This is a genomic window from Lentzea guizhouensis (genome assembly GCF_001701025.1).
In the GTDB taxonomy this organism is placed as follows: domain Bacteria; phylum Actinomycetota; class Actinomycetes; order Mycobacteriales; family Pseudonocardiaceae; genus Lentzea; species Lentzea guizhouensis.
In genome coordinates this window covers 7,159,481-7,177,828 of the sequence record NZ_CP016793.1, presented here as the reverse complement: position 1 = coordinate 7,177,828, position 18,348 = coordinate 7,159,481, and the positions used below count along the sequence as shown (strand labels likewise).

21 protein-coding genes and 1 pseudogene are annotated in these 18,348 nt (G+C 71.7%); 13 read left to right on the top strand and 9 right to left on the bottom strand.

The annotated features are described in order from the left end of the window. Window positions 1-57: 57 nt before the first annotated feature. Window positions 58-795 (top strand): SGNH/GDSL hydrolase family protein, encoded by a 738-nt coding sequence (locus BBK82_RS34740; protein ID WP_237047730.1) that lies wholly within the window; start codon window positions 58-60, stop codon window positions 793-795. Window positions 796-825: 30 nt separating this feature from the next. Continuing rightward, complete coding sequence (locus BBK82_RS34735) at window positions 826-1,245, top strand: zinc-binding dehydrogenase (protein ID WP_083268341.1); 420 nt, start codon at window positions 826-828, stop codon at window positions 1,243-1,245. A 4-nt stretch (window positions 1,246-1,249) separates the two neighbouring features. Here the strand turns inward: BBK82_RS34735 and BBK82_RS34730 are convergent, their stop codons facing one another. Continuing rightward, window positions 1,250-2,065, bottom strand: a complete 816-nt coding sequence (locus BBK82_RS34730) for an MFS transporter (protein ID WP_237047729.1) — start codon at window positions 2,063-2,065, stop codon at window positions 1,250-1,252. Between the two features lie 617 nt (window positions 2,066-2,682). Between BBK82_RS34730 and BBK82_RS34725 the strand changes: the two genes are divergently transcribed. The 3 genes from BBK82_RS34725 (at window position 2,683) to BBK82_RS34715 (ending at window position 5,403) form a co-directional block, all read left to right on the top strand. Continuing rightward, window positions 2,683-3,219 (top strand): YbaB/EbfC family nucleoid-associated protein, encoded by a 537-nt coding sequence (locus BBK82_RS34725; RefSeq protein ID WP_065918749.1) that lies wholly within the window; start codon window positions 2,683-2,685, stop codon window positions 3,217-3,219. 161 nt (window positions 3,220-3,380) lie between these two features. Then, window positions 3,381-3,710, top strand: a complete 330-nt coding sequence (locus BBK82_RS34720; RefSeq protein WP_065918748.1) for a type VII secretion target — start codon at window positions 3,381-3,383, stop codon at window positions 3,708-3,710. A 4-nt stretch (window positions 3,711-3,714) separates the two neighbouring features. Continuing rightward, window positions 3,715-5,403, top strand: a complete 1,689-nt coding sequence (locus tag BBK82_RS34715) for a TrbL/VirB6 family protein (protein ID WP_065918747.1) — start codon at window positions 3,715-3,717, stop codon at window positions 5,401-5,403. Between the two features lie 234 nt (window positions 5,404-5,637). Here BBK82_RS34715 and BBK82_RS34710 read toward each other — a convergent pair whose 3' ends face one another. The 4 genes from BBK82_RS34710 to BBK82_RS34695 form a co-directional block, all read right to left on the bottom strand. Beyond that, complete coding sequence (locus BBK82_RS34710; RefSeq protein ID WP_065918746.1) at window positions 5,638-6,447, bottom strand: GH12 family glycosyl hydrolase domain-containing protein; 810 nt, start codon at window positions 6,445-6,447, stop codon at window positions 5,638-5,640. Between the two features lie 76 nt (window positions 6,448-6,523). Continuing rightward, window positions 6,524-8,764 carry a molybdopterin-dependent oxidoreductase gene (locus BBK82_RS34705; RefSeq protein ID WP_065918745.1) on the bottom strand — a complete coding sequence of 747 codons (2,241 nt, stop codon included), beginning with the start codon at window positions 8,762-8,764 and terminating at the stop codon, window positions 6,524-6,526. Window positions 8,765-8,775: 11 nt separating this feature from the next. Continuing rightward, window positions 8,776-9,354 (bottom strand): TetR/AcrR family transcriptional regulator, encoded by a 579-nt coding sequence (locus BBK82_RS34700; RefSeq protein ID WP_218920427.1) that lies wholly within the window; start codon window positions 9,352-9,354, stop codon window positions 8,776-8,778. 123 nt (window positions 9,355-9,477) lie between these two features. Further along, window positions 9,478-10,167, bottom strand: a complete 690-nt coding sequence (locus tag BBK82_RS34695; RefSeq protein WP_065918743.1) for a glycoside hydrolase family 11 protein — start codon at window positions 10,165-10,167, stop codon at window positions 9,478-9,480. A gap of 321 nt (window positions 10,168-10,488) precedes the next feature. Between BBK82_RS34695 and BBK82_RS34690 the strand changes: the two genes are divergently transcribed. The 4 genes from BBK82_RS34690 (at window position 10,489) to BBK82_RS34675 (ending at window position 12,209) form a co-directional block, all read left to right on the top strand. Beyond that, complete coding sequence (locus BBK82_RS34690) at window positions 10,489-10,716, top strand: hypothetical protein (RefSeq protein ID WP_065918742.1); 228 nt, start codon at window positions 10,489-10,491, stop codon at window positions 10,714-10,716. A 501-nt stretch (window positions 10,717-11,217) separates the two neighbouring features. After that, window positions 11,218-11,511, top strand: a complete 294-nt coding sequence (locus tag BBK82_RS34685) for a hypothetical protein (RefSeq protein ID WP_154697664.1) — start codon at window positions 11,218-11,220, stop codon at window positions 11,509-11,511. Beyond that, window positions 11,508-11,711: a cold-shock protein gene (locus BBK82_RS34680; protein ID WP_065918740.1), complete on the top strand. Its 204-nt coding sequence runs from the start codon at window positions 11,508-11,510 to the stop codon at window positions 11,709-11,711. Before BBK82_RS34685 ends, BBK82_RS34680 begins: the two co-directional genes overlap by 4 nt. Window positions 11,712-11,789: 78 nt before the next feature. Then, on the top strand, window positions 11,790-12,209 hold the full coding sequence (locus tag BBK82_RS34675; protein WP_065921577.1) for an ATP-binding protein: 420 nt from the start codon (window positions 11,790-11,792) through the stop codon (window positions 12,207-12,209). 206 nt (window positions 12,210-12,415) lie between these two features. On the opposite strand, the pseudogene BBK82_RS54875 reads toward BBK82_RS34675, so the two are convergent. The 4 genes and pseudogenes from BBK82_RS54875 to BBK82_RS34660 all read right to left on the bottom strand — a co-directional run. Further along, window positions 12,416-12,562 (bottom strand): annotated as a pseudogene (locus BBK82_RS54875) (STAS domain-containing protein); the annotation flags it as partial. 23 nt (window positions 12,563-12,585) lie between these two features. Continuing rightward, window positions 12,586-13,821, bottom strand: coding sequence for a PP2C family protein-serine/threonine phosphatase (locus tag BBK82_RS34670; RefSeq protein WP_154698055.1), 1,236 nt, complete (start codon window positions 13,819-13,821; stop codon window positions 12,586-12,588). After that, window positions 13,821-14,621, bottom strand: a complete 801-nt coding sequence (locus tag BBK82_RS34665; protein WP_065918739.1) for an alpha/beta fold hydrolase — start codon at window positions 14,619-14,621, stop codon at window positions 13,821-13,823. Before BBK82_RS34665 ends, BBK82_RS34670 begins: the two co-directional genes overlap by 1 nt. 220 nt (window positions 14,622-14,841) lie before the next feature. After that, window positions 14,842-15,138 carry a DUF4342 domain-containing protein gene (locus tag BBK82_RS34660; protein ID WP_065918738.1) on the bottom strand — a complete coding sequence of 99 codons (297 nt, stop codon included), beginning with the start codon at window positions 15,136-15,138 and terminating at the stop codon, window positions 14,842-14,844. 111 nt (window positions 15,139-15,249) lie between these two features. Between BBK82_RS34660 and BBK82_RS34655 the strand changes: the two genes are divergently transcribed. The 4 genes from BBK82_RS34655 (at window position 15,250) to BBK82_RS34640 (ending at window position 18,281) form a co-directional block, all read left to right on the top strand. Next, the gene (locus BBK82_RS34655; protein ID WP_065918737.1) at window positions 15,250-15,951 is read left to right on the top strand and encodes a phosphotransferase; all 702 of its coding nucleotides are present in this window, start codon (window positions 15,250-15,252) and stop codon (window positions 15,949-15,951) included. Window positions 15,952-16,007: 56 nt separating this feature from the next. Next, complete coding sequence (locus BBK82_RS34650; protein ID WP_065921575.1) at window positions 16,008-16,526, top strand: GNAT family N-acetyltransferase; 519 nt, start codon at window positions 16,008-16,010, stop codon at window positions 16,524-16,526. 89 nt (window positions 16,527-16,615) lie between these two features. Further along, window positions 16,616-17,431, top strand: a complete 816-nt coding sequence (locus BBK82_RS34645; RefSeq protein ID WP_065918736.1) for an SDR family oxidoreductase — start codon at window positions 16,616-16,618, stop codon at window positions 17,429-17,431. Window positions 17,432-17,447: 16 nt separating this feature from the next. After that, window positions 17,448-18,281, top strand: coding sequence for a LysR family transcriptional regulator (locus tag BBK82_RS34640; RefSeq protein WP_065918735.1), 834 nt, complete (start codon window positions 17,448-17,450; stop codon window positions 18,279-18,281). Window positions 18,282-18,348: the final 67 nt, after the last annotated feature.

The window sequence follows — 18,348 nt, the reverse complement described above, 5'->3', positions numbered from 1 at the left end:
CACAACCGCGACAAAGCGGCGGAGCGGCCGGGACGCGGCGTCGCCAGAGTCGGGCCCATGACCAGCTCACGGCTCACCACGCTCGTCCTCGCCTCTGCCCTGCTGTCCGCCACCGCCTGCTCGGACCAGGCCGCCACCGCACCGACAGGTCCGGGGCTGTCATCGGTGCTGTTCGCAGGCGACTCCATCGCGGTCGGCGAGGCACTGCCGCTCGCCGCCGCGTTCCAGGCCAGTGGTGTCGGCTTCGAGTCGATCGCCGCCGAGGGCGGTGGCAACGTCGTGGGCCCGTTCGCCGAGGAGAACTGGCCCAAGATCTCCGAACGGATCACCGCCGCGCAGGCGGACGTGGTGGTCTACCAGCTCACCACCTACGACTGGGGAACCGAGCAGGAGCAACGGGCCGCCTACGAGAAGCTGCTGGGCCTGGTGACCGGTGCCGGCTCGAAGCTCGCGTTCGTCTCCGCCCCGCCGATCCGCGCCGACGACTTCTACCGGCCGCACCTGGCCGAGCTGCAGCGCACGCCGGCCGTCGCGAAGGCGGTCGCGCAGACGGCTCCCGGCCAGGCGTTCTTCCTGGACGCGACCGCCGTGTGGGGCGAGACCTACCAGCAGGTGAAGGACGGGAAGGCCGACCGCAGCGCCGACGGGATCCACACCTGCCCGCAGGGCGCCGCGCGCTTCACAGCCTGGCTGGTGGACGAGCTGGCCGAGCAGCCGGGCGGGTTCACGCCGGCCGAGCCCAGCGCGTGGGCCAACGCCGGGTGGTCCGCGGACAAGCACTTCCAGGGCTGCTGACAAACAGAACCGGGGTTCTGCCAGCTTCGCATCAAGGAGAGCGACGATTCTTTCACGGCCGCCGCGATCAGGGCGGTCGCCCCGGACGGCGTCGACATCGTCGTCGAGGTCGCACTCGGCGCGAACCTCGAGCTCGACCTCGCCGTGCTGCGCTTCCGCGGCACCATCGCGACCTGCGCCAACGACGGCGGCACGCCCGTCGACCTGGACGTGCGGCGGAACCTGATCATGAACACCCGGTTCCAGTTCGTGGTGCTCTGCACCGCGGGCCCGGAAGTCCGTGCGGCCGCGGCGGAGGACGTCACCGCGGCTCTCCACGACGGGGCGTTGCCGGTCGGCGCGGACCACGGCCTGCCGTTGGTCCGCTTCCCGCTGCACCGCACCGCCGACGCCCATCGCGCACTGGAGGCCGGCACGGTCGGGAAGATCCTCGCTGACGTGACGCAGTGAGCCGTCACCCGGCCGCCGGGGCACGGCCGACCGCGACCGCCACGACGACCTGCACGGCGGCGAGTACGCCGACCAGGACGAGGGACGCCGTCCACGTGCCGGTGCGCTCGGCGAGGAAGCCGGCCAGCACCGGGCCCACCGCGGCGAGCAGGTAGCCGAGCGACTGCGCCATGCCGGACAGCTGGGTGGTCCCGTGCTGGCCGTGGCCGCGCAGGCTGATCAGCGTGAGCGCGACGACCAGCGACGCGCCGCTGCCGAGCCCGGCGACGACCGCCCACACGACGCTCCACGCCGGGACGAGCAGGAGGCCGGCCACGCCGACGACCGTCGGGACGCTGGCGGTGACCGCGGCGGTGACCACGTCGTCTCCGTGCCGCATGAGACGCGGGATCGCCAGGCCCGAGGCCACCCCGACCATCTGGTAGACGAACAGGTGGACACCGGCCTGTCCGGCGGGCACCCCCGCGGCGATCTCGATGGTGGGGAACCACGTGACCATGACGTAGAACGTCGTCGACTGCAGTCCCATGAACGCCGTCACCAGCCACGCGGCGGGCCGGCGCCACACCGCCGGCTGCGGGCCTGCCGCGGCCGGTTCCACGACCGGCCACCGGTCCAGGCGCGGCAGCCACAGCACGGCGACGGCCAGGCCGGGGACCGCCCAGAACGCCAGCGCACCCTGCCAGCCCACCGCGTGCGAGAGCGGCACCGCGACGGCGGAGGCGACCGAGGCTCCGATGGTGATGCAGGCGGAGTAGACGCCCGTCGCCAGCGACACGTGGTCGCGGTAGTCGCGTTTGACGATGGTCGGCACGAGCACGTTGCCGACCGCGATCGCGCAGCCCGCGATCGCGGTGCCGGCCCACAGCCCGAGCTGCGCCGCCGCACCGCGAGGGCGGCCAGCAGTGAGCGCTCCACCCCGAACCGGCGCGCCGGGTGCTGCACCAGCGGTGAGATCGCGGCGAACGCCAGCAGCGGCAGGGCTCCGAGCAGTCCCTGCGCACCCTCCGAGAGCCCGGTCTCTCCCCCGATCTGCGGCAGCAGCGGGCCGAGCGAGGTCAGCGCGGGGCGGAGGTTGAGCGCCACCAGGAACACCGATGCGACCAGGACCGGTGCCAGCCGGACCGCGCGCGTGCGCTCGTTCATCGGTCCCTCCAGGCACGGCCGAGACGTGGTGGAGGTGCTCAGCCGGTATGCGGAAGTACATCAACTTGCCGCGGGCGGAGGTCGGCCGGGGTTGTGTGCGAATCGTTCATCGCAGCCAAAAGCGACGGACCCGCACATTGCTGTCATCCGTCATGTCCGGGTTCACCGGGCTCCAGCGACATGCTCTGGTCCGTGCGGTCTACGCCCTGATCGGCTCCGCGGAGCCTGGCGCCGCCGTCCACGCGCCGGAATCATCGACCGCGATGCCGTGACGCGCGGAGGGGGCCACCGGTGGGCGGGACGCGGGAGTGGGAGCGGGAGGTCGCCGAGAACGCGAGCCGTCTCCAGGCGCTGCGGGACCGGTTGTCCGCCCAGTCGGTCCGCGAGGTGTCGCGGGACGGGACGGTCGAGGTCGAGGTGTCCACCAGCGGGGCGCTCACCGGGCTGGTGCTGCGGGAGGGACGGCAGCGGGAGCCGTTGCCGGTGATCGCGGCGCAGGTCATGGACTGCGTGCGCCGCGCTCAGGCCCGGATACCGGCCCTGGTGGACCAGGCGATGGCCGAGACCGTCGGCGCGCACGACCCGGCGGCCCGGTTGATCCTCGCCGAGACGAGAAAACGCTTTCCCGAACCCGAACCCGAGCCGGAGCCGCAGCGGCCCGTCGGGGAGGCCCGGCCGCGAGAGCGCTTCCCCGAACCCGGACCGCAGCGGCCCGCCGAGCCGCGGCCGGCCCGGACAGCCGTTCCTCCGCCGCGATCAGCGCCGCCCGCGCGGCCCTCCTCGGTGGACGGGGACGACTGGGACGGGCCGGAGATCTTCGAACGGTGACCGCGTGCCGGACGAAACTTGCTGCCGGACAACGGAAATCCGCTGAACCCGGCAGCGGTGTTGCGCTGTACGGCCGAACTTCACCCCGTTCGGCGCGTCACGGGTTGTGGTTGCGCCATTGTTGGCGGTGACGGGTCTGGATCTGACGCCGGGGGCGGAAGATGCGCGAGGGCTACACCGTTTCGGCCGCGGTTCTCGCGGAGCAGGCGCGCAAGGTCGGGGGTCTGGTCGCCGAGCTGCGGGCGGCGGCGGAGACGGCGGGGGCGGTCGCGTTGACGCCGACCGCGTTCGGTGACGCGGCGGGTGAGGCGGCCGCGGCGCTCGACCGGTTCGGGACCGACGGGCTCGATGCTGTGGTGGCCGCGCTGAACTCGTTGGTGGAGACCGGTTCGCGGCTGCGGGCCACGGCGGACGAGTACGAGCGGCAGGAGACGGACACCTGGTCGGCCTTCGGGCGATCGCGGACCCGGCGGCCGGGTCGGCGGGGCTGACGGCATGACCACCGCGACCGTGGCGTCGCCGGCGGAGGTCGCCGTGCGCGTCGAGGCCGCTGACCGGCTGGCGACCGGGATCTCCGGTGGCGAGTGGGTCGCCGGGGCTGCGCACCGGTGCGCGGGCACCTCCGCCGGGCCGCGGCCGGTGCAGCGGTTGGTCGCCGCCGGGCTCGGGGGCTACGCGTCACTGGTCGAGCCGGTGCAGCACGCCGTCGACCGGATGGTCGTCGACGGGTCGGTGGCCGCGTTCACCGATGCCTTGCAGCGCACGGGTTCCGCTGTCGAGCAGGTGGGCAGGGACTTCCTCGGTGCCGCGCAGGCGGGTGAGGCCGACTGGACCGGAACGGCCGGTGACCGCTACCGCGAGCGGGTCCGGGTGATCAGCCAGGCACTGGCCGGTGTCGCACGGGTGCTGGCCGCCGGGAGTGCGGCGGCGCGGATGATGGGCGCGGCCGTCGGTTCCGCGCGGGCACAGGCCGACGCGCTGCTCGACCGCTGCGTCAGCGAGCTGATCTCCTACGTGCGGCTGGCGAGCTCGGTGCAGGGCGGCAACACCTTCGACATCCGCGCCGAGGCCGCGTCACTCGTCGCGAGCTACGCCCGGCCCGTCGCGGCCCTGGAGGAGATGCTGCGGCAGACCGCGCGGCAGCTGGCCGGTGCCACCGGACCGGCCGGCGGCGTGTTGACCACGTTGCGCGAAGCCCTGGCGCTGCCACCGGATCCCGGCTCGGCGGGTTCCGCCTCACGGCCGCCGGGCGGGCCCGGTGTGGCCGCCGGCGATCCCGACCTGGTCCTGGCCTCGTTCAGCGGATCGTCCGGGGACTCAGGCACGACCACCGCGGCGGGCTCCCGGTCGGCCGCGGAGACGAGCCGCGGGTTGTCCGGTGGCGGCGACGCGGGCGGCGCCAGGAACGTCCAGGAAGCCAACCTGGGCAACTGGCTCAACCGCGTGCGCCCGACCAGCAGACCGGGGTGGACGCCCGGCGGGCGGCCGGCCACGCCGAGACCCGGTTCGGTGGGACGCCCGGTCGGCCCGCCCCACGACCGGCAGCAGGTGACCGGCCGCAAGACCGAACCGTTCAACCTCAAGAAGCTCCTCGAGACGCCCCCGAACAAACCGAGCTGGAACCGGGCGGACGAGAAGGACCGCGAGAAGATCCAGGAGGCGGCCGAGGAGATCCACCACCAGCTGGAGGAGACGTTCGTCGACCTCGCGAACGGCATGCGCAACGAGGTCATGCACGACCTGCCGAACGTGCGGCCCCACTACCGGCCGGAAATGACCGACCAGCAGATCATCGGCGCGGAGACGGACAAGCGGGTCGGCAGGTGGATCGCGGAGAACCACGACAAGCTGCTCGACCCCGGCAGCGGGTGGCAGCTGCGCAGCCAGGTGGCGCAGATGAACCCGGAGGCCGAGGTGCCGTGGGGCACCGACGGGTCGCGGCGGGTGGACGTCGTGCTGCAGCGGGAGATCCCGAACCCGAAGTGGGCACCGGGCTCACCCCTGCCCCAGTTCGGCCACGAGAACGTCACCGTCTACGACCTCAAGACCGGCGAGAAGGGCATCGAGGCCGACTGGGCCAGGGACGTGAAGCGCAAGTTCGACCCGCTGTTCGAACCGGTCGAGATCCACCCCGACCGGGGCATCCCCGACCGCACGACCCTCAAGGGCATGCGGCTCAAGTGAGACCACGACCACTGTCGGCGGTAGCTGGAGTGATCAGAAAGCGTTTTCATCGGCCGTTTTTCCACACTCGGCTTGTCGCACTGTGACCACCGGTATCGAGCTTCGAACGAAGTCCGAATCACCCCTCCCGCGAACCTGACGAAGCACCACTGGCCCGCGTCAGCTGGGGACGGGGGTGGGTCCCTCGCTCATCCCGGCGGCGAAGCGGTGACCCGGCTCCCCGACAGGATCAAGCTAGCCGCCGTCCACCTCCACGGAGAAGTTCTGGATCTCGTTGCCCGCTCCCCCGCGCCACAGGTTGAACCCGGCCTCGACCGCGATCAGGTACCAGTCCGGGGAGATCTGGCCGCGCCCGACGGAGTCCTGGGTGAACGCGCTGATGTCGAGACCGCGGACGGAGGTGACCTCACCGACGCGTTCATAGGTGATCCGCACCCGGCCCTGGTCGCGGTCGAGCCACACGTTCCACCGGGCGCCCGCGATCGGCGTCTCTCCGGCCAGCAGGGTCCCACCGGGGCGGACACCGCCGCGGCTGCGCAGCCAGATCACCACCTCGGCGCTGTCCGGGGTGCCGTTCGCGACGGGGCCGCTGTGGAACCACACGACGTAGGCGGCGTTGAAGATCCCGGTGTCGACCTGCCTGCTCACCCAGTCGCTGGTGATGCGGGGCATCGCCGACACCTGGACCGGCAGGTCGCCGACGTCGGTGCACTCGTGCCAGTGGCAGCCCCTGACCAGTGACGGGGTGGCGGCGGGGGCACCCTCCGGTGACACGTCGTGCCCGGCGCTGTCGATCCGCAGCGACTGGTCGCCGACGGTGACGCACTGGGGTGTGTCGGCGCCCCAGACGTTGTTCTGGGCCAGGTAGTCCTTCCCGCCCGCCGGGGCGACGGCGTCCTTGGCGCAGAGCGAGACCTTCGCCGCGGCCGCGGTGCCCACGTTGTTCAGCACCAGGCCGACGACCGCGGCGACGGACGCACCGCCCAGGCCGAGCACCACGAACGCGACGGCGACGCGGAAGGCGATCTGGGCGGCGGGGTTCATCCGTGCTCCTCCGGCGGCGCCGGCGCCGTGGTGGTCGGCGCTCTGCAGAGGAATACGCTTTCCGCCGCCGCGGAGTTCAGAGCGCTTCCGGCCCGATCGGTTCGAGCCTGGCCGGCACGTGCTTGTGCCACGGGGTGCCCGCCCACTCGTCGCGGTCCTCGGCGGCGGTCAGCTCGTTGGGGGCGACGCCCGTGCGTTCCCGCACCGTGAGCCCGAGGCCGTTGGGCAGCGAGATGTGGCCGGCGCGCATGGTGTCCGTCGTGTCCACCGCCACCTCCGCGCTGCCGCGCCGGGTGGTGAGCCGGACCCGGTCGCCGGTGGTGACGCCGAGCCGGGTCGCGTCGGTGACGCTCATGCGCAGGCGGCCGTCCGGGTCACGCCGCCGCCAGCTGGGGTCGCGCATGATCGTGTTGGCCGTGAACGCCCGTCGTTCGCCCGCGGACAGGACGAACGGCCAGTCCGGGTCCTGCTGCGGGACCGCCCGGTCGCGCAGCGCGGCCACCGCGCTGAGCAGTTCCGGCACGTCGAGGTTGATCCGGCCGCGGAGCAGGCGCCGCCACGAGGCGTCGTGGTCGTCGTGGGTGATGTGCACGCCGTGCGGGCCGTTGACGATCGCCTCGAACAGCCGCTCACCCGCCTCCAGACCCGTGCCGTAGCCCGCTTTCTCCACGCCGGCCGGGTTCTTGCGGGCGCACTCGTGCGCGGCCATCCACAGCACCGCCGCCGCCGAGGCGTCGTGCGGGAGCGTCGGGCCGAGCGTGCGGTACAGCAGGACGGGCGCGAGCCGCCGTTTCGCCGGGTCCGCGAGGACACCGAGGAACGCCTGTGCGAACTCCGCCCGTCCGGCCTGGGCCGCCGCGCGCAACGGCGCGTAGTCCTCCTCGGTCAGCGCACCGGAGGCCTCGACGAGCCGGGCGTGGATCTCCGGTTCCGGCAGCACGCCCTCCGGTGCGGCCACGACGGGGTGGCGCAGGTGGAAGACGTTGCGCGGGAAGTCGAAGTTGAAGAAGGTCGCCTCGAACTTCTCGAACTGGGTCGGCGCGGGCAGCACGTAGTGGGCCAGGCGCGCGGTCTCGGTCATCGCCACGTCGATGACGACCACGAGCTCCAGCGCCGCGAGCGCCTCGCGCATCGTGGCCGAGTCGGCCAGGGAGTGCGCCGGGTTCGCGCTCTCCACCAGCATCGCCCGGTAGCGGGCCGGGTGGTCGGTGAGGATCTCCTCGGCGATCACGTTGCACGGCACGAGACCGGAGATGATCTTCGCGCCCACGACCGGGCTGCGCGGCCCCTGGCCGTCGGGGTACCCGCGGTCGCGGCCGAGCGGCACCAGGCTGGACGGCACGTACTGGGCGCCCCGCTTGCCGAAGTTGCCGGTGAGCAGCCAGACCAGCTTCTCGACGTAGCTCACGAGCGTGGAGTCGCGGTTCATCTGGACGCCGAGGTCCTCGAACACGGCGACGGAGTCCGCGGCGGCGATCCGGGCGGCGACCGCGCGCACCAGCGTCTCGTCGACGTCGGCGGTGACGCAGTACTCGCTCACCGGGACCTGCCGCAGGACCGCGGTGACGGCGTCGAGGCCGTCCGCGTGCTCGGCGAGCCAGTCGGCGGCGACCAGGTCCTCCTGCACCAGCACGGCGGCGAGCGCCGTCAGCAGGTAGACGTCGGTGCCGGGCCGGACCTGGAGGTGGAAGTCGGCCAGTTCGGCGGTCTCGGTGCGCACGGGGTCGATCACGACCATCGACCTGGCCGGGTCCTTGGCGATCTCCTTGAGCACCGAGCGGGCGCGCGGGAAGCCGTGCGACTGGTAGGGGTTCTTGCCCACGAACAGCGCGACCTCGCAGTGCTCGAAGTCCGCGCGGGTCATGTTGCCGAGCATGCGGGCGCTGACCCAGAACTCGCCGGTCTTCTCCTGCGCCAGGGCGGACGAGCGGTAGCGGGCGCCGAACGCGGCCAGCGTGGCGGGCGAGTACGCGCCGCCGAGGTGGTTGCCCTGGCCGCCGCCACCGTAGTAGAAGATCGTCTCACCGCCGCAGGTGTCCCTGATGGCGCCCAGGCGCGCGGCGATCTCGCTGATCGCGGTGTCCCAGCCGATCTCTTCGAACGTGCCGTCCTCCTTGCGCCGCAACGGGTGCGTGATCCGGCCGGTGTTCCCGTTCTGGTGCAGGCCGAGGCGCAGCGCCTTGTTGCAGGTGTAGCCGGCCGAGGCGGGGTGCAGCTTGTCGCCGCGGATCTTGTCGAACGACCGGCCGTCGTCACCGACGAGGACCTCGATCCCGCAGTTGCACTCGCAGAGGATGCAGGCGCTGGGTTTCCACATGGGCCGGGCTCCTAGTCTCGACGCTGGAGGAGGGGCGTCATCTCGGCGAGCACGTCGTCGAGCGGGCCCAGGTCGCGCTGCGCGCGGCAGAGGATGACGGCGCCTTCGACCGCGGACACGACCAGCGTCGCGAGCCGCTGCGCCCGTTGTTCGGCGAAACCACCGGCGGACAGCACTTCGGCGAGACCGGCCCGCCATTGGGCGAAGATCTCCCGCACCACGTCCGCGGCGCCGGGGACGAGGTCTCGGCTGTCCTGCGCCATGGCGGCGACGGGGCAGCCGGCCCGGTAGTCGGTCTTGGTCAGGGCGCGCTTCCAGAAGGTGACCAGGCGCTCCACCATCTGCTGCACGTCGCCGCTCGCCGCGGACTCGCTGACCATCGCGATGATGTAGTCGCCAGCCTGACGCACCGCGCCCAGGACCATCTCGTTCCGGCCGCCGGGGAAGTGGTGGTAGACGGACCCGCGCGGCGCCCCGCTGTGCGCCAGCACCGCGTCGACCGTCACGCCGGCCGCGCCGCGTTCGCGCAGCAGCAGCACGGCGCTGTCGAGCATCCGCTGCTTGGTGGTCCGCCGATCTTTCTCGCTCATCACTCAGGAGTATGGCAGAGACCATAATCGGTGTCAGCGGTCACGACGGGACGGCTTCGGACGCCGAACGGGCTGTGCCCCGCGTCGGCGTGGCACAGCCCGTGGCAGCGATGAGCGGGACGCTCACCTCACCGTGATGTTGGAACTGCCGCTGCTCTGATAGCCCTCGGTCGCGAGGACCATGTAGTAGTTGAAGCTGCCGAGCTGCATGTTCGCGCGGCTCCACGCGTCGAAGTGGTTGCCGGTCGTGATGGACCCGCCGACGCGCTTCTGCTGGCGGACGCTCCAGAACTGCGGGAACGTCTTGGTGCCTTCGACGGACGGCGCGTTGTAGCGCATCGTGTGGTAGAGGTCGTACGTGCCACCGTCGGTGGTCACCGTGCCCCGGTAGGTGCCGGTGGGGCGCCAGCTCCCCCAGCTGTCGACGATGTAGTACTCGACCAGCGGGTTCGACGTCCATCCGTACAACGTCAGGTACGAGTTGCCGGACGGGTTGAAGCTGCCCGAGTAGTTCACGGTGCGCCGCGACCCGTTGCTCCAGCCCTTGCCGCCGACGAAGTTGCCGACGTTGCTCCACGACATGCTGTAGTTGCCGCCGGAGCCGAGCTCCATGCAGGCCCGGCCGCCACCGTCGGTCCAGAACGAGTAGTAGTAACCGCCGCTGTTGCCCGTCTGGCTCGTGCAGGTGGCGGCGGCGCCCACGTCAGCGCCGGCGACGCCGGGTGTCAGCGCCATGACGAGCACGGAGCAGACGCCGCTGACGAGCAGGGAGAAACGACCGCTCTTACGACTCGACGGTCGAAAACTGACCATGTTCGGTACTCCTCGCCGTTGAGGTTGCACGGCGGCAAAACAAAAGATGTCAATTCGCGTGAAATCGTCGTTCGCGATGACCGCCGTGGGTTCCGACCTGCTCGGCTGTCGGACCGGATGCGGCGGAGATCCAGGTCGACCGGGGTCGATACCGTTATCGACACTAGCAGTGCCGAGTCGACTCCGTAAGGTCACCAGGAAGTTTCGATAATGTTTCGAAACTTTCCGCTGAATCCCGTTTTCGCAATTCCCGGATGCTGGTTGCCCACACCCCTGTGACGCAGGACAGCCCCTGGCGACCGGGCGCAGTACTGTCGCCCGATGACCGACGAACGAGGCGGCCCCGCACTCCAGCCGACGCTGTCCGAGTGGCTCAAGGCCCGCCAGGAGACCGAACGGCACCTGGTCTCGGGCGCCCCACCCGTTGACGCGGAGTGGGTCCAGCGGCTCGCCGACCTGCTCGCCACCGAGCGCTCGTGGCAGGACCAGTACACCGAGCTCATCGCGCTCGGCAGCACGGACGGGCGGTTTCCCTCGTCGAACCGCTGAGGCGGTCCTCGTGGAAGGTGTACCGTCGGGTTCGGGGATGAATGCGCATCCGCCGCCCCCGAAACCGAAAGTTGTCCATGACATCGCACATGCCGCACGACCTGTTCAGCCACCCCGAGACGCACACCACGCGGGCGACGGAGTCGCCTGATGCGCGACAGCCGTCCTGGACCGACCTCTTCCAGGAGCCGGTACCCGCCCAGCGACCCTCGTCGGAGAGCTGAGCGCGTTCACGACCGCCGCACCCCGCTGACCAGAGCCCCGGTCCCGCCGACGGGAAGTCCGATGTAGACGGATCGTCCGATCGGGGCACGGGCCATGGGGTAGGCTCGGTCACATCGGGGTTCCAGCTGCCGGCACCCAGCCGCCGCGGTCCCCGGTCCAATCCGGTCCGGTGCTCTTCTTTCCGGCCGGGGACAGGAGCACCGGCTTGCCGCCGGATCGCCCGTACATCTCGTTCCCCTGCTTCGACGCCCTTGCTCCCCTGGGACCGGTGAGCTCATGACGCCGCCCGTGCCGCACGGAAGTGCGAAGGGAGCCGCTGTCAGCTTCGCGGAGGGCCGGCTCGCCGCGGAAGCGGCGGAGGCCGTTCAACAACGTCAGGCCGCCCGGAGGGTCGCGGAGCACTCCCGCGACGCGGACGACTGCCTGGACCTGCTGTCGATGCTGGGCCTGTCCGGCCTCGCACCGCGTTCGGCCCCGCTCCCCGCGCGCCCGCTGGACGAGCAGTTCGCGACCGTGACCCTCCCGGAGGCACTCGGCGTGTTCCGGTCGATCGAAGGAGCTCGTCGATGACTCGAGGAACCGTGAAGTGGTTCAACGGCAGCAAGGGGTTCGGCTTCATCGCCCCCGAGGGCGGCGGGCCGGACGTCTTCGTGCACCACTCCGAGGTGCAGGAGTACTCCTACCAGGGCATCCCGGACAAGCAGCCGGTGGAGTTCGAGATCAACCAGAGCGACAAGGGGCCGCAGGCCAGGTCCGTCCGCGTTCTGTGACCGGATCGGGGCGGGTCACCACCGGGTGACCCGCCCCGCCGGGTTTCGACCGGTTCAGCAGAGGTACCTCACCCGGTGATGCCAGCAGAGCAACGAACTGCCGCGACCGGCGCGGACGGGTGGAGCACGCTGGAGCTCGTCAGCGCTGTTCCCGACACCGCGAAGGTGCGCCGGTGGGCCGAGTGCGTCCTGGCGGACCTGGTCGAGGACGATCTCGTCGACGTGCTCCTGGTGCTCACCGAGCTCGCCTCCAACGTGTTCGACCACGCTCGGTTCCCCGCACGCCTGAAGCTCCGCAGGTCGGCAGAGCCCTGCGTCGTCAGCATCGTGGCCGAGGACGCGTCGCCCGTCATGCCCAGGATGCAACCGTCCACACCGGACTCGGTGCGCAGCCGCGGGCTGGTGATCGTGAACCAGCTGTCCGAGCAGTGGGGCGTGGTCCGGCGCCCGGCGGGCAAGTCCGTGTGGGCTGTCATGCCCTGCGCGACGGTGTCCTGACGGCTCGCTCTCACCCGCTGCCAGGCCGGTCTGTCCCGTGTGCCGCCAGCGCGTCCTCCACGCTGGGGTGGACCGGGAAGAACGCGTCCAGGCCGATCATGCGGAGCACCCGGAGGACCTGACGGGGCACGCCCACGAGGACGGTCTCGGCGGTGGCGGTGGCGGCGGTTCCTGGCGGCGATGAAGGCCGAGATGCCGCTGGAGTCGCAGAACCGCATCCCTGCCAGGTCGACGACCAGCAGCTGCCCGCTGCCCAGGGCGAGACCGCTGATCGCGGTGTGGACCTCGGCGGCGGTGTGCGTGTCGAGGTCGCCGCGGATGGTGAGGACCGCACCGGTCGCGACCGGGCGCACGGTGACCGAGAAGGCGTCGTCGTTCACGCTCGGCCGCCTTCCGGGGAGGGGACGCTCAACGCCAGCAGAGCGGTGTCGTCCTCGACGCCGTCGCCGAGACGTTCCAGCAGGGTGTTCACCGCGTCGATCACCTCGGGCGCCGTGGCCGGCGTCAGGCCGCTCAGGTGGTCGCGCAGGTCTTCCTCGCTGTACCAGCTGTCCACGCCGGTCCGCGCCTCGGTGAGGCCGTCGGTGTAGAGGAGGATGGCGTCGCCCGGCTCCAGGCGGACATCCGTGACGACGAAGCGAGCTTCGGGCAGCGCACCGACCAGCTGCCCGCCGTGCAGGTGCAGCAACGACGAGCCGCCGTCCGCCCGGAGCACCACGGCCGGTGTGTGCCCGCCACCGGCCAGCGTGATCACGGCACCGTCGCCGTCGGGGCGGATGCTGCCGTAGACGACCGTGCAGAACCGCGGGTACGCGTCCTGGTAGGCCTGGTAGAGCACGGTGTTCAGGTGCCCCAGCACGCTCGTGGGATCCGGGTAGAACGCCGCCGCCCCGCGCAGGGTGTACCGGACGAGCGAGGTCACCACGGCCGCGTTCTCCCCCTTGCCGGACACGTCGCCGAGGAAGAACCCCCACGAGTCCCCGGTCAGCGGGAACAGGTCGTAGAAGTCGCCACCGACCTCGTCGAGCGACGCCGGGTGGTAGTAGGCGGCCGCCTGCATCCCCGGCACCACCGGCAGGACCGGCGGCAGCAGGGTCTGCTGCAGCGTCCTGGCGAGCTTCTGCACCCGGTCGCGTTCGCGTTCCGCCTGGTCACGCGCACGCAACAGCTCCTGCTCGTACGCGCGCCGGTCCCGTGCGTCGAACACCGTGGTCCGGACCAGCTGCGCCTCCCCGTCGGCACCGGTCTTGACGGACGAGGTCAGCAGCACCGGCAACCGGCCTCCCCCGGCCGTCTTCAGCTCCAGTGCGACACCGCCGATCTCACCCTGCATCTGCAGCAACGGCGCGAAGTGCGTCTCGTAGTAGATCCGGCCGCCGACGGTGAGCAGGTCGGAGAAGCTCATGCGGCCCACCACCGCGGCGCGCTCGTGGCCGAGCCAGCGCAGCAGCGTCGCGTTGATCTTCGCGACGGTGCCGTCGAGCATGGTCGACACGTACCCGCACGGCGCGTTGTCGTAGAGGTCCTCCGCGCTGTCCTCCAGCAGGGACGAGAAGATCGGCCCGGTCTCGTCGCGGTCGCCGGCCTCGGGCAGGTCGCCCGACGCGCACATCACCGGCCGCTCACGAACGCCATGATCGCCTCCGCCGTCGGTTCCGGGGCGCTGAGCTGTGGACAGTGCCCGACCGCGTCCAGCGTCACCAGCTCGCTGCCCCGGATCTGGTCGTGGACGAACTGCCCGACCTCGCGCGGCGCGATGGCGTCCCGGGCGCACTGCACCACGAGCGTGGGCACCTCGACCGCGGCCAGGTCGGCGCGGTTGTCGGACAGGAACGTGGTCCGCGCGAACACCCGCGCGATCGCCGGGTCGGTGCGGCAGAAGCTGTTCGCGAGCTCGTCGCCCAGCTCGGGACGGTCGGGGTTGTCCATGATCACCGGTGCCATCGCCGCCGACCAGCCGAGGTAGTTCGACTCCAGCGCGTCGAGCAGCTCGCCGATGTCCGCGCGGCTGAACCCACCCCGGTAGTCGCCGTCGTCCACATAGCACGGTGACGGCGTCAGCAGCACCAGCTTCGCGAACCGCTCCGGCTCCCGGTTCGCGGCGAGCACCGCGATCATCGCGCTGACCGAGTGACCGACCAGCACGACGTCGCGCAGCTCCAGCTCGCGGCAGATCCTCAGCACGTCGTCGGCATACCCGTCGAGGGTGCCGTACCGCTCGGGCGACCACGCCGACAGCTCCGACCGGCCCGCGCCGACGTGGTCGAACAGCACGACCCGGTACTTCTCGGCGAGCGGGGGGACGATCAGCCGCCACAGGTTCTGGTCACAGCCGAAACCGTGCGCGAGCAGCACCGCCGGCCCGGTCTCGTTGCCGGTCACGACCACGTTGTTCCTGCTGACGACGTCCACCCGGCAATCCTGTCACCTTCACCGGCCGCGCGCCCCGCCGTGCCGCGGCGCGTCTCGCCCGAGCCCGCCCCGGAGTTCCCAGCCACGCCGGAGGTCAACCCGCCTCGGGCGCGCCGGTGTGTCCCACGTGGTGAGCTCGCCCTGAACGCGCCGCGGCGCCGTCACCACGGGGTGACGGCCGCCGGCTGCATCTGCGGCCGCGGCGAACCGCGGCCGGCCACTACACCCGCTCGGCGTCGGCCTCGACGGTCGTCGCGGGCTCGCTGACGGGCCCCCTGCGGTCCTCGAGCGAGATCCCGCACTTGCCGACCAGCGCGACACCGGCGCCGATCGTCGTGGCCACCGGGGCGGCCAGTGCCGCGACCAACCCGAGAGCCACCGGCACCTCCAGCACCACGTCGTCCTTGCTGTCACGCACAACCACACGACGGTTGATGCCTTCGCTGACCAGCCCGCGCACGGCGTCGACCACGGAGTCGACGGGGTTGCGGGTGGACTCGGACCTGGTTTCGCTCATCGCTCTCCCCGAAACTGCGGATTTCCTTGACAACTCCAGATTGCCCGCGGCCGCGCGTCCTGCCATCAGGGTTCACCCTGATCCACACCTGACTCGACCCTCAGCCCGCAGGTGGACCGGCGGGCGGGCACCCCGACCATCGACGCCGAACTGGCGAGGCGGCGCGTCGACACCCAGTTCCCGCGGTGGGCGGACCTGCGGCTGCGCCTGCTGGACCCGGCCGGTTCCGACCACGTGATCTACCGGCTGGGCGAGGAGCTGACCGTCCGGCTGCCCCGCCACACCGGCGCGATCACGCAGGTGCGCAAGGAGGCCGAGTGGTTGCCCCGGCTCGCCCCGCACCTGCCGCTGGCCGTCCCGGAACCGGTGGCGGTGGGCGAACCGGACTTCGGCTACCCGTGGTCGTGGGCCGTGTCCCGCTGGCTGCCCGGCGAGGTGGCGACGGTCGAGGGCCTGTCCGAGTCGCACGAGGCCGCCGGCGCGCTGGCCGGTTTTCTGGCCGCGCTGCACCGGTTCGACGCCGAACCGGCCGAGGACCTGCTGACGGCCGGCGGCAGGCTGAGCGCCGTCATCGACTTCGGTGAGCTCGGGGTCGGCGACCCGGCGCGTGACCTGGTCATCGCCTGCACGCTCATGTCGGCCGGGACGCGAGCCACGTTCCGCGCCGCGCTCGACGTGGACGATCCCACGTGGACCCGAGGCCGCGGCCGGGCTCTGGAGACCGGGTTGAACGCGTATGTCGCTCACGCCGCCGTGAATCCCCGGGTCGCCGCGCAGACCACCCGTCAGATCACCCAGGCGCTCGCGGGCTGAGGTGGGCTGCCGGTAAATGGTTGGTGGCCGGTGGGAACGATCTGCAGGATGGGCGCGTGGCTCATCCTCCGCACCCCGTCGCGTCCACCTTCACGATCCGCGAGGCCCGCGCCGACGACTGGCCGCAGATCTGGCCGATCATCCAGGACGTCGTCACCGAACAGCAGACCGTCCCCTACGACCCCGAGATGCGCGAGTCCGACGCCGAGCGGATGTGGCTGCTCGCCGCACCGGCACGGGTGGTGGTGGCCGTCGACGACCGGGGTGTGGCCGGCACGGCGAACATGTACGCGAACCGGCCGGGGCCGGGGAACCACATCGCCTCCGGGACGCTGATGGTCGCCCGCCGGGCGCGGGGTGCCGGTGTCGGGCGGGCGCTCACCACCGACCTGATCGCCTGGGCGCGGCGGAGCGGGTTCGCGGCCGTGCAGTTCAACGCCGTCGTGGAGACGAACGCGGCCGCCGTCCGGCTCTACGAGAGCCTCGCGTTCGTCACCCTCGGCGTCGCGCCTCGGGCGTTCCGCCACCCCGTCCTGGGCGAGGTCGGTCTCCGGATCATGTGGCTGGACCTGTAGCGGGTCTGACCGAGCCATGCGTGACACGCATGGCTCGACTGCAAAACCATCGCTGGTGGTCATGGCTAGCCCGGTCCTAGCTTGAAGTCATGTCCACTTTCTTCATCACAGGAGCCTCCCGGGGAATCGGACGAGAGCTGGTCGAGCAGGTGCTGGCGCGGGGACACCGCGTGGCTGCGACGTTGCGCGACCCGCGACGGCTGGACGACCTGGCCGAGCGGTACGGCGACAGGCTGTGGCGCCGTGCCCTCGACGTCACCGACACGGCGCGGGTCGAGGAGGTGCTGGGTGAGGCCTTCCGGGAGCACGGCCGGATCGACGTCGTGGTCTCCAACGCGGGCAGCGGTGTGTTCGGGGCGGCCGAGGACCTGACCGACGCGCAGGTCGAGGAGTCGATCGCCACCAACCTCACCGCGTCCGTCCAGCTCGCCCGGCGGGCCGTGCCGTTGCTGCGGGAGCAGGGCGGTGGGGTGTTCGTGCAGCTGTCCAGCATGGGCGGGCACATCACGTTCCCCGGTTTCGCGATCTACCACGCCACCAAGTGGGGTGTGGAGGGGTACTTCGAGGCGCTGGCGGCCGAGGTCGCGCCGTTCGGGATCAGCACGGTGCTGGTCGAGCCCGGCATGGTCAGGACGAGCTTCTACGAGGCGGCTCAACGGGTTCCGCTCAGCGAGCCGTACGTCGGCGGGCCCGCGGACACCCCGCCGCCCGCGCTGGAGTCGATGCCGGGGAGCCAGTCCGGGGTGGCCAACGCGATCATCGAGGCCGCGCTGTCCGACGCGCCGCCGTTGCGCCTGCTGCTCAACTCCGACGCCTACGAGCTGGTGACCGGTGCCGTGCGCGAGAGGCTCGCGGGGTTCGAGGGGCAGAAGGAGTCCGCCTTCACCGCGGACCACGAGGTGTGAGCGGATACTGGCTCGCATGTCGGAGATGACCTTGGCCGGGTTGCGCGTCGTCGTCGAGGTCGCGCGGCGGGGCTCGTTCACCGCCGCGGCCGACGTCCTCGGGTACACGCAGTCCGCGGTCTCCCGGCAGGTGGGCGCGGTGGAGACGGCGGTCGGCAGCCCGTTGTTCGAACGGTGGGCGCGCGGCGTGCGTCCCACGGCCGCCTGCGAGGCGCTGCTGCGGCACGCGGCGGGACCGTCGCGCCTGGAGGCCGCCGAGCTGAGGCGTTGGCGCTTGAAGGAAGCCCACCCCGCGCTGACCGTCCGGCTCGGTGAGGCGGGCAGCCCGGTGTTGCTGCGCAGGCTCCGCGCGGGGCGGATCGAGGTCGCGGTGATCGCGGTCGGCAACGGCCTGCCCGACTACGACCTCGCCGGGCTGCGGACCGAGTCCGTGCCCGGCGGGCGCGGGTTCGGTGTCGCGGTGGCGAACGGGCATTTGTTCGCCTCGCAGGCGGAGGTCGACGTGCGCGACCTCGCCGGGCAGGTGTGGATCGTTGGCGCCGGCCAGGAAGGCGATCCGCAGTTCGGTGCGTGGCCCACGTTGGCGGCGCCGGTGATCGGGCACGAGGCCCGCACCTGGCAGACCCGGCTCGGGCTGGTGGCCGCCGGGCTGGGCGTGTCCGTCCTGCCCGGACTGGCCGCCGACGTCGTCCCGCGTGGTGTCACGTGGGTTCCGGTCAACGACCCCGGCCTGGTCGAGCGGCGCCGGACGGTGGTCGTCACGGCCGAGGACCGCTCCCCCGCCGCCGACGCGTTCGTGCGGGCGGTGCGGGGCGAACAGGAACCGGTGCCGGCTCGCACTTCTGGGTAGTTCCTGGGAAAGCGGTGCCATGACCGCGGCCGATGGCGCCGGTTCTCCGGGTTCTCCCAGGAACTCC